The sequence below is a fragment of the Lutibacter sp. genome (assembly GCF_040883305.1).
Classification (GTDB): Bacteria; Bacteroidota; Bacteroidia; order Flavobacteriales; family Flavobacteriaceae; genus Lutibacter.
On record NZ_JBFLKT010000186.1, the window covers coordinates 1 to 9,696 of the forward strand.

9 protein-coding genes and 2 pseudogenes are annotated in these 9,696 nt (G+C 32.0%); all 11 read left to right on the plus strand.

All coding sequences use genetic code 11. The annotated features are described in order from the left end of the window. Positions 1-222 (plus strand): annotated as a pseudogene (locus AB1Z17_RS05965) (hypothetical protein); the annotation flags it as partial. A 2-nt stretch (positions 223-224) separates the two neighbouring features. Continuing rightward, positions 225-1,469 (plus strand): peptidase U32 family protein, encoded by a 1,245-nt coding sequence (locus AB1Z17_RS05970; protein WP_368050883.1) that lies wholly within the window; start codon positions 225-227, stop codon positions 1,467-1,469. After that, on the plus strand, positions 1,470-1,700 hold the full coding sequence (locus AB1Z17_RS05975; protein WP_090223513.1) for a ferredoxin: 231 nt from the start codon (positions 1,470-1,472) through the stop codon (positions 1,698-1,700). Between the two features lie 113 nt (positions 1,701-1,813). After that, positions 1,814-3,214 (plus strand): regulatory iron-sulfur-containing complex subunit RicT, encoded by a 1,401-nt coding sequence (gene ricT, locus AB1Z17_RS05980; protein ID WP_368050884.1) that lies wholly within the window; start codon positions 1,814-1,816, stop codon positions 3,212-3,214. Then, complete coding sequence (locus AB1Z17_RS05985) at positions 3,189-3,689, plus strand: gliding motility lipoprotein GldH (protein ID WP_368050885.1); 501 nt, start codon at positions 3,189-3,191, stop codon at positions 3,687-3,689. The genes ricT and AB1Z17_RS05985 overlap by 26 nt, the downstream gene beginning before the upstream one ends. A gap of 2 nt (positions 3,690-3,691) precedes the next feature. Next, positions 3,692-5,980 carry a penicillin-binding protein 1A gene (locus AB1Z17_RS05990; protein ID WP_368050886.1) on the plus strand — a complete coding sequence of 763 codons (2,289 nt, stop codon included), beginning with the start codon at positions 3,692-3,694 and terminating at the stop codon, positions 5,978-5,980. 10 nt (positions 5,981-5,990) lie between these two features. After that, positions 5,991-6,692 (plus strand): CoA transferase subunit A, encoded by a 702-nt coding sequence (locus tag AB1Z17_RS05995; RefSeq protein WP_368050887.1) that lies wholly within the window; start codon positions 5,991-5,993, stop codon positions 6,690-6,692. Between the two features lie 3 nt (positions 6,693-6,695). Continuing rightward, positions 6,696-7,355, plus strand: a complete 660-nt coding sequence (locus tag AB1Z17_RS06000) for a 3-oxoacid CoA-transferase subunit B (protein WP_368050888.1) — start codon at positions 6,696-6,698, stop codon at positions 7,353-7,355. 50 nt (positions 7,356-7,405) lie between these two features. After that, the gene (locus tag AB1Z17_RS06005; protein ID WP_368050889.1) at positions 7,406-8,167 is read left to right on the plus strand and encodes an exodeoxyribonuclease III; all 762 of its coding nucleotides are present in this window, start codon (positions 7,406-7,408) and stop codon (positions 8,165-8,167) included. A 19-nt stretch (positions 8,168-8,186) separates the two neighbouring features. Then, complete coding sequence (locus AB1Z17_RS06010; RefSeq protein WP_368050890.1) at positions 8,187-9,137, plus strand: OmpA family protein; 951 nt, start codon at positions 8,187-8,189, stop codon at positions 9,135-9,137. A gap of 7 nt (positions 9,138-9,144) precedes the next feature. Next, positions 9,145-9,696, plus strand: a pseudogene (locus AB1Z17_RS06015) (lytic transglycosylase); the annotation flags it as partial.

Genomic DNA, 9,696 nt, shown 5'->3' on the forward strand with positions numbered 1-9,696 from the left:
GAACCTTGTGATACACATGTAAATTGCGCCAACGAAGCTTGTCATTTATTGTTTATTCAATGCGAGAAATGCAACGAAAAAATGGATACTTGTTGTTCAACAGCCTGTCAGGATATTATTAAATTACCTTTTGAGGTTCAAAAAGAGTTGCGAAAAGGAATTCCTAACAGCAATAAAATATTTAAAAAAGGACGTTCAGAAGTTTTAACTTTTAAAAAATAAAAATGCAGAAAATAGAATTAATGGCACCTGCCGGAAACTTTGAATCAATGCAAGCAGCATTAGATAATGGAGCAGATTCCATTTATTTTGGTGTTGAGCAATTAAATATGAGAGCAAGAGCCTCTATTAACTTTACCTTAGACGATTTACAGGAAATTTCAGAAAGATGTAAAGCTAAAAATGTTAGGACCTATCTTACGTTAAATACCATAATATACGATCACGATTTAACCATTGTTAAAACCCTGCTTCAAAAAGCGAAAGAAGCAGATATTACTGCGGTTATAGCTATGGATCAGGCTGTTATTGCTACTGCTAGAGAAATTGGAATGGAAATTCATATTTCAACTCAAATAAATATTACCAATATAGAAACGGTGAAGTTTTATGCCATGTTTGCAGATACTATGGTGTTAAGTAGAGAGTTGAGTTTGCGTCAGGTTAAAAAAATTACTGAGCATATTGAAAAAGAAAATATTTGTGGTCCAGCAGGGAGATTGGTGGAAATTGAAATATTTGGTCACGGTGCATTGTGTATGGCGGTCTCTGGAAAATGTTATATGAGTTTACATACCCATAATTCATCAGCAAACAGAGGCGCTTGTAAGCAAAATTGCAGAAAAAAATATACGGTTATAGATCAGGAAACTGGTATAGAAATGGAATTGGATAATGAATATATTATGTCTCCAAAAGATTTATGTACCATAGATTTTTTGAACGAAATTGCTGATGCAGGTGTAAAAGTATTGAAAATTGAAGGAAGAGGAAGAGCGCCAGAATATGTTGCAAATGTGATTAAGTGTTACCGAGATGCATTAGATAGCATTGAAGCTGGAACGTATAGTAAAGAAAAAGTGGTTTCTTGGATGCAAGAGCTAGAAAAAGTGTACAATCGTGGATTTTGGAGTGGCTATTATTTAGGTCAAAAATTAGGAGAATGGAGTAACGGATCTGGAAGTCATGCTACACAAAAGAAAGTATATGTTGGTAAAGGAATACATTATTATCCAAAAGCAACTATTGGTGAATTTAAAATAGAAGCTTATGATATTGCTGTTGGAGATACCATTTTAATTACGGGTCCAACTACAGGAGCACAAGAAATGGAAATTAAAGAAATGTTTGTAAATGATGTTAAAGGTGACAAAGCTACTAAAGGAGATTCTTGTACCATTCCTTTAAAATTTAGAATTAGACCTTCAGATAAATTGTATAAAATTGTTGAAAACAAAGTTGAAGTTTAAATGGTAATTATCACATTGCAAAGAGCCAAGTGTATTGGTTGTAATTACTGTGTTGAGTTGGCTCCTGCTCAGTTTCAAATGTCTAAAAAAGATGGCAAATCTGTGTTGCTACATTCCAAAGAAAAAAAGGGTTTTTTCACCATTAAATCGCCTGACGAAACTATTTTTAATGATAGTATTAAGGCAAAAGAAGCCTGTCCGGTAAAAATTATTGATGTAAAACAAACCTAAAAACCATTTTTTAACGTTTTACAGTTAGCATTTTTAATTTATCTTTACAAATTAGTGAAGATTGTAATATTGAATTTTCAATTTTACTTAACTTAATAAATAATAAAGAATATATGAGCTGTAATAGTTGCTCTTCAGATATAAATAGTGTTCCGAAAGGATGTAAAAGTAATGGAAGTTGTGGTACTGGAGACTGTGAAAAGCTTTCAGTTTTCGACTGGTTGTCTAATATGGCGCTTCCCACAGGGCAAGAATCATTAAATATTGTAGAAGTACGATTTAAAAATGGGCGAAAACACTTTTTTAGAAATCAAGATAAATTACAAATTTCAATTGGCGATGTAATTGCTGTTGAAGGAAATCCTGGACACGATATCGGTACAGTTTCTTTAATAGGAGAACTTGTAAAAGTTCAAATGAAAAAGAAAGGGGTAGCCATAGATAGTGAAGAAATTAAAAAAATATACCGTAAAGCTACTCAAAAAGATATTGATATTTGGCAAGTTGCACGTTCAAAAGAATACGAAACACAATATAAAGGACGTGAAATTCTTGGTAGATTAGGCTTAAAAATGAAACTCTCAGATGTTGAATATCAAGGAGATGGAAATAAAGCCACTTTTTATTATACAGCAGATGACCGTGTAGATTTTAGACAGTTAATTAGAGATTTAGCAGGTGCTTTTAGTATCCGTATTGAAATGAAACAGGTTGGTTTACGTCAAGAAGCAGCACGTTTAGGAGGTGTCGGTTCTTGCGGTAGAGAATTATGTTGCTCTACCTGGTTAACCGATTTGCGTAAAGTAAATACAACTGCTGCACGTTACCAACAACTTTCTTTAAATCCGCAAAAATTAGCAGGACAATGTGGAAAATTAAAATGCTGTTTAAACTACGAATTAGATACTTATTTAGATGCGCTTAAAGGTTTTCCAAAACAAGATACTATTTTAAGAACTGAAAAAGGGAATGCAAGTTTTGTTAAAATGGATATTTTTAAAGGGTTACTTTGGTACACCTATATTGAAAATAGAAGTAAATGGTTTAAATTAACCTTAGAACAAGTTCACGAAATTATTGCTTTAAACAAAAATCAAGAAAAAGCAACATCGCTTGAAGATTATGAAGATGATTTAATTGAAGTAATTACAACAGATTTTGAAAATGTAGTTGGCCAGGACAGTTTAACGCGTTTTGATGTTCCAAAAAGAGCTAAAAAACGTAGAAATAAAGGAAAAAACCAACAAAGAGCAAAACAAGCTAAACAAAATCCGAATCAGAGACCTAAAGCTGACGGTGCTCCAAAACAAAATCCGAATCCTAATCAGAAACGAAATCCTAATCAGAAACCGAAAGGTGCTAGAACTCAAAAGCCAAACCCTAATCAACAAAGTAAAACGCCAAATCCAGCTGGGAACAATGCAAACAAACAAAATCAGCAAGGAAATAAACCAAATAGAAATAAAAAAAGAAGACCACCTAGAAAAAGTGCAGACAATACTAACAAAGAATAATTATTTAAGTTTACTATTATGTGCGTTACTTTTAGTATCGTGTGCTGGTAAAACGGAATATAGTAAATATACTTCCATAGAGAGCCATCAATGGTTTTCAGAAAATAAAATAGCGTTTATTGTAAACAATACAGATACTATTTCAAAAAAAAATGTGTTTATACATATTAGGAACAATAAAGATTATGAATTTAGTTCATTGTTTTTAATTGCAAACATCGAATTTCCAAATGGATTTCAAGTAACAGACACTTTAGAATATGAAATGACAGATTCCGAAGGAAATTGGTTAGGAACTGGTTTTACTGAATTAAAAGAAAATAAACTTTTTTATAAAGAAAATGTATTATTTTCAGAAAAAGGAGACTATAAATTTAATATCAAACACGCTACTAGAAGTATTAAAGACATTGAAGGACAACTTCCTTTAAAAGGAATTACAGATGTAGGTTTAAGTATAGAAAAAGTAAAATAATAATGACAAAAAAAGAAACTGTTAACACTAATTTTTCAAAGTATATAAAATGGTTTTGGGTAACCATATTTGGTGGTACTGCCTTAGTTATACTATTGTTTCTATTTGCCTCTTGGGGCGTTTACGGTAAGCTTCCAACTTTTGAAGAGTTAGAAAATCCAGAACATAATTTAGCAACAGAAGTTATTTCTATTGATGGAAAAACCATGGGAAAATATTTTAAAGAAAATAGAACTCCTGTTAAATATAAAGATTTACCAAAAAGTTTAATAAAAGCATTAATCGCCACAGAAGACGAACGTTTTTACGAACATTCTGGTGTAGATTTTAAAGCTACTGCACGTGCCATTGCTAAATTGGGAAAAGGTGGTGGTGGTAGTACCATAACGCAACAATTTGCAAAGTTATTAGTCCACGGAGAAGGTTCTAAAAATATTGTTCAAAGATTAATGCAAAAATTTCAAGAATATGTTATAGCTGTTCGTTTAGAACGTCAATATACCAAACAAGAAATTATAACAATGTACTTAAATAAGTACGATTTTATAAATTTAGCAGTTGGAATTCGTTCAGCGTCAAGGATTTACTTCGGGAAAGAACCTGCAGATTTAACAGTTTCAGAATCTGCAATGTTAGTTGGAATGCTTAAAAATTCTTCCTATTACAATCCGTTAAGAAGAGAAGAATTGGTGCTAAATCGTAGAAATGTGGTGTTGGGTCAAATGTATCGAAACAATTTTATTTCAGAAAAATTAAAAGATTCTTTACAACAAAAAGATTTGGGATTAAATGTAAATAGAGAGAGCCATAGCGATGGAAATGCTACGTATTTTAGAGAGTATTTACGTGATTTTATGAAAACATGGATTAAAGATAATCCAAAACCTGATGGTACTGATTATAACTTGCATAGAGATGGTTTAAAAATATATGTAACACTCGATTCGCGGATGCAGCAACATGCAGAAGATGCCATGGCAGAACATATGTCTAATTTACAACGTGTATTTGATAAAGAACAAAAACGAAATAAAACAGCTCCTTTTTACGATATCGATAAGACTCAGATTGCTTCAACCATAGAACAAGCAATGAAACGTTCTAATCGTTGGAGACGCATGAAAAATAAGGGTGCTTCAGAAAAAGAAATAAAAGCTTCGTTTGAAGAAAAAACGGATATGAAAGTCTTCTCTTGGAAAGGAGATATTGATACTATTATGTCGCCAAAAGATTCTATTTTATACTACAAGCAATTTTTAAGATCAGGATTATTATCTGTAGAGCCAGAATCAGGCCATGTAAAAGCTTGGGTTGGTGGTGTAAATTATAAACACTTTCAATTTGATGCTGTAAAACAACAAAAACGTCAGGTTGGTTCAACATTTAAACCGTTTGTATATGCAACAGCAATCAATCAGTTAAACTTGTCTCCTTGTACCAAATTTCCAAATACGTTGTACACAATTCCAAAAGAAAAATATGGTATGCCAGAAGATTGGACACCTAAAAATGCTACTGATGATTATGGAGGCGAACTAACTTTAAAAGAGGCGTTGGCAGGTTCTGTAAATGTAGTTACTGCTAAATTAATTGATATGGTGCATCCAAAAAATGTAGTGAGTTTGGCGCAAAGAGCAGGGATTACATCAGAAATTCCTGAAGTACCAGCAATTGCTTTAGGATCTGTAGATTTATCGTTATTCGAAATGGTTGGTGCTTATGCAACATTTGCAAATAAAGGATTACGTGTAGAACCGATGATGATTTTAAAAATTGAAGATAACAACGGAACTGTTTTACAGCAATTTACACCAAATACTAAAGAGGTTTTAAGTGAAGAATCTGCATATGTAATTATAAATTTATTAGAAGGTGTAACACAATCTGGTTCGGGAATTCGTTTACGAAGCAGATGGGGAAGTTATCCAGATAATGTGGCAACAGGTTATCCATATCAATTTACAAATGCAATTGCTGGTAAAACAGGGACAACTCAAAATCAATCCGACGGTTGGTTTATGGGAATTGTACCTAATTTAGCAACAGGTGTTTGGGTTGGTGGTGAAGACAGAGCAACGCATTTTGCAGGCATCACTTTTGGACAAGGAGCAACTATGGCATTGCCAATTTGGGCATTGTATTATAAAAAATTATACGCAGATCCAAAATTAAATGTGAGTTTAGAAGAGTTTGATAAACCAGAAAATTTAAGCATTGAAATTGATTGCTCAAAAACTGGGGAAACTGAAGAAAATTTAGACAACTCAATAGATGAAGATCCTGAATTTTAATAACTGATTTATGATAAATAAAGTAGTAAATAATGCACAAGAAGCTTTACAAGGTGTAGAAGATGGAATGACCTTTATGCTTGGAGGTTTTGGTTTGTGTGGAATACCGGAAAACTGTATTTCAGAACTGGTAAAATTAGACATTAGTAATTTAACATGTATCTCTAACAACGCTGGAGTTGATGATTTTGGATTAGGGTTATTATTACAAAAACGTCAAATAAAAAAAATGATTTCTTCTTACGTAGGAGAAAATGATGAGTTTGAACGTCAGATGCTTTCAGGTGAACTGGATGTAGAATTAATTCCACAAGGAACTTTAGCAGAAAGATGTAGGGCTACAGGAGCTGGAATACCAGCTTTTTATACTCCAGCAGGTTTCGGAACCGAAGTTGCTGAAGGTAAAGAAACAAGAGCGTTTAATGGTAAAATGTATATTTTAGAGCGCGCATTTGATCCGGAATTTGCATTTGTAAAAGCTTGGAAAGGAGATACGGCGGGTAATTTAATATTTAAAGGAACTGCTCGTAATTTTAATCCAATGATGGCAATGGCAGGTAAAATAACAGTTGCTGAGGTTGAAGAATTGGTTGAGGCTGGTGAATTAGATCCAAATCAAATTCATACTCCAGGTATTTTTGTTCAACGTATCTTTCAAGGGAAAGATTACGAAAAGAGAATTGAACAACGTACTGTAACTCCGAAATCTTAAGTCATGGCTTTATCAAAACAACAAATAGCGCAAAGAATTGCACAAGAATTACAACATAACTGGTATGTAAATTTAGGTATTGGAATACCAACCTTAGTTGCAAATTATATTCCTAAAGGAATTGATGTTGAATTTCAATCTGAAAACGGATTGTTAGGAATGGGACCTTTTCCTATTGAAGGAGAAGAGGATGCCGATTTAATAAATGCAGGTAAACAAACAGTAACAATTTTAAAAGGAGGATCTTTATTTGATTCAGCATTAAGTTTTGCTATGATTCGTGGTCAGCATGTTCAATTAACCGTTTTAGGGGCAATGGAAGTTGCTCAGAATGGAGATATTGCTAACTGGAAAATTCCAAAAAGAATGGTAAAAGGAATGGGTGGAGCAATGGATTTAGTAGCTTCTGCTGAAAACATTATTGTAGCTATGATGCATACAAATAAAAAAGGTGAATCAAAAATATTAAAAAGCTGTTCTTTGCCGTTAACAGGTGTAAACTGTGTTAAAAAAGTAGTTACAAACTTGGCCGTTTTAGAAATAAAAGACAATGCTTTTTATTTAATTGAAAGAGCTCCTGGGGTTTCTGTTGATGAAATTAAAGCAGCAACAGAAGGAGATTTAATTATTGAAGGAAATATTCCAGAAATGAAATTTGATTAAAACCGAATAACTAGTACGCCCTTCTTTTTTGGGGAATTAAATAAGACTTAATGAAAATAATATCATACAATGTAAACGGCATTAGAGCCGCATTAAAAAAAGGATTTATAGAGTGGTTAGAAGCTGCCGATCCAGATGTAGTTTGTATTCAGGAAACAAAAGCACATAAAGAGCAGTTAGATTTAGAATTGTTTGAAAACGCTGGTTATCCATATCATTATTGGTTTTCTGCAGAGAAAAAAGGATATAGTAGTGTAGCAATTTTATCTAAACACAAACCAAATCATATAGAATATGGTACTGGTATTGAATCTATGGATTTTGAGGGTAGAAATTTACGGATAGATTTTGATGAATTTTCGGTAATGAGTTTGTATTTACCATCTGGAACTAACGATGCGCGTTTAGATTTTAAACTAAACTATATGGACGAATTTCAAGAATATGTAAATAACTTAACAAAAGAAATTCCGAATATAATTATTTGTGGAGATTACAATATTTGTCACGAAGAAATTGATATTCACAATCCGAAAATGAAAGGTGTTTCAGGGTTTTTACCTGTAGAACGCGAATGGATTGGTAATTTTATAGATAGTGGTTTTGTAGATTCGTTCCGTCATTTAAACAAAGAACCTCATCAGTACAGTTGGTGGAGTTACAGAGCAAACGCCAGAAATAACAATAAAGGTTGGAGAATTGATTATAATATGGTGAGCGAACCTTTGAAAGACACTATAAAAAGGGCATACATTTTACCTGAAGCAAAACATTCAGACCATTGTCCGATTGTTGTAGAAATTGAATCATAAAAAAATAAAAAATAAGATAATGTTAAAAAAAGTAACAGTTTTATTAGTAGTGGTATTCACATTAAATTCGTGTGTTTCGAAAAAAGTATATCAAGAATTAGAAACAAAATTTAATAAATTACGTAGTTCTAATTCAGAATTAATAAAAGACAAAGATGCTTTATTAGCTGCCAAAAAAGGTTTGGAAGCAGATTTAGCAACACTTAGAAATGAATTTACTTCATTAAAAAATGAAAAGAAATTGTTGGATAATGAATTTGCATCACTTCAAAATAAGTATAAAAATTTAGATGAATCGTATGCAGCATTAGCAACTCAAAGTTCAAAAAAATTAGCTGAACAGTCAAAAACAAATCAAGATTTATTGGTTCAATTAGAAGAGAAAGAACGAAAATTATTTTTGGAAAGTGAACGCTTAGAAAACCTTCAGAGCGAATTGAATAAACGCTCTCAAGAAATTGATGAATTAAAAGCATTAATTAATGCGAAAGAAGCTCAAATGCAGCAACTAAAAAATGCGATTTCAAGTGCTCTTCTCGATTTTGAAGGAAAAGGTTTGACTGTGGTTCATAAAAATGGAAAAATTTATGTTTCTATGGAAAATAAATTATTATTTAATTCTGGAAGCTGGGCTGTTGGTACAGAAGGAAAAAATGCAGTTGAACAACTGGCAAGTGTTTTATCTGAAAATCCAGATATAAATGTACTAATTGAAGGACACACAGATAACGTGCCTTACAATGGCGCAACATTAATAGACAACTGGGATTTATCGGTAAAAAGAGCAACTGCCATTGTTAGAATTTTAAAAAATAAAGGTGTAAACCCAACTCAAATTACGGCTGCAGGTAGAAGTGAATTTGTACCAATTAGTGATAATACTTCTTCTGAAGGAAAAGCAAAAAACAGAAGAATTGAAATTATTTTAGCACCTAATTTAGATGAAATATCTAAACTTTTAAAGGAATAAAACCTTAATGAAGCATTTATTAAATATTGCATTTTTACTGTTTTGTAGTATGGGATTTTCACAAATAAAATCCGATACTATTAAACTGGAATCTATTGAAGATACAAAAGAACTGTTTTCTAATAGTGATACATTATTATTAAAAAAATCAGACTCTTTAAAATTTAAAGAACACATAGAAGCCACTCTAATAGATAGTTTATGGTTAAATGAATTGATAAAATCGCCGCTTTATGATACTATTCAATTTGTTTTAAGAGATGACGAAATTTTAGTAACCGATTTAGAAGAATTACCTACAGAATTATTAAAAGAAAGGTTAGAAGTTTTAAATAGTAAAACCCCTTTTCATATAGAATACAATCCACAGTTAGAACAAATAATAAAAACATATTTAAAAAGAAGAAAATCATCTTTTTCTAATTTAATGGAGAAAGCACGATTTTATTTTCCATTATTTGAAGAACAATTAGATAAATATGATGTTCCTTTAGAGGTAAAATATTTAGCAATTGTAGAATCTGCTTTAAAACCGAGAGCACGCTCAAGAGTTGGAGCC